Genomic DNA, 797 nt, shown 5'->3' on the forward strand with positions numbered 1-797 from the left:
TTCTTGAACCGCGAGGAATGGACGCGCAGCGGACAGGGGAAGAAAACGCAGTGGCGTCGTTGCGGGAAGACGATCGAGACTGAGTGCAGCGAAGTCGGTCTTCGGTCAGACCCAATCCATTCGAGGACGCCGTGGGCGTAGCTTGGAATTAGCGGAAGGAACCGCCACCAGGCTGCGATCTGTCACAGCTGATGTCGTCCGTGCTGTGGCGCTTCTCCGTCCTGTCAAAGAACTGGGCCAAACGCCAGAGTATACGGCCCGTCCTCCAACGGATGAAAAAGGAACGGCCGATTTCCTTCATCTTTGGACTGACCCGCCATCGAGTTTCGGGTGGCACCGAAGACGACCGACTGATTGCTGAACGCAGCGGCTTCCAAGCCGCCAACCATCGTGACGATTTCGCGTTTCAGTCGACTGGATGCGAGCCCGGTTGAGGTCGATAGCCAAGAACATTTCATCACGCCCGATCCTCCGCCGCATCGCCGAACGATCCAACTACGCTGACTTCTGCGCATGGTGAGGCATTGCCGGGAATGGGACGCATCCGCACAGGCACCTCACGTGGGCGATGGCACGCCGGGGAGACATTCGTGTCAGGGACGTTCTGGGTTCCACCGCTTGCAAAACCTTGTGCTGTCGAGGTGTCCGGCCGCGTCATTGGCGCGGCCGGAAAATTCTCGAAAGGCAAGTCGGAGCCGCGTGGCGGCTCCGACCCATTGCGGTCACTCGGCGGCAACGTTGAAGGCCTCGGCTTCCTCGGCTGTATCTGGCTGCGAGGGTTTCGGCTCCAGTTCGGC

At 60.5% G+C, this 797-nt stretch carries 2 protein-coding genes; both read left to right on the plus strand.

Annotated elements, in window-relative coordinates:
• Nucleotides 1-191: 191 nt before the first annotated feature.
• The gene (locus EOA22_RS38365) at nt 192-434 is read left to right on the plus strand and encodes a hypothetical protein (protein ID WP_063170743.1); all 243 of its coding nucleotides are present in this window, start codon (nt 192-194) and stop codon (nt 432-434) included.
• Between the two features lie 156 nt (nt 435-590).
• The coding region (locus EOA22_RS38370) for a hypothetical protein (protein ID WP_206521542.1) at nt 591-797 on the plus strand (207 nt) is incomplete at its 3' end.

The organism is Mesorhizobium sp. M7A.F.Ca.US.014.04.1.1 (assembly GCF_003998745.1).
Taxonomy (GTDB): domain Bacteria; phylum Pseudomonadota; class Alphaproteobacteria; order Rhizobiales; family Rhizobiaceae; genus Mesorhizobium; species Mesorhizobium ciceri.

What these genes read in the sequence shown, in the direction of transcription:
- EOA22_RS38365 (WP_063170743.1), top strand. Translation starts at nt 192, where the DNA reads ATGTCGTCCGTGCTGTGGCGCTTCTCCGTCCTGTCAAAGAACTGGGCC.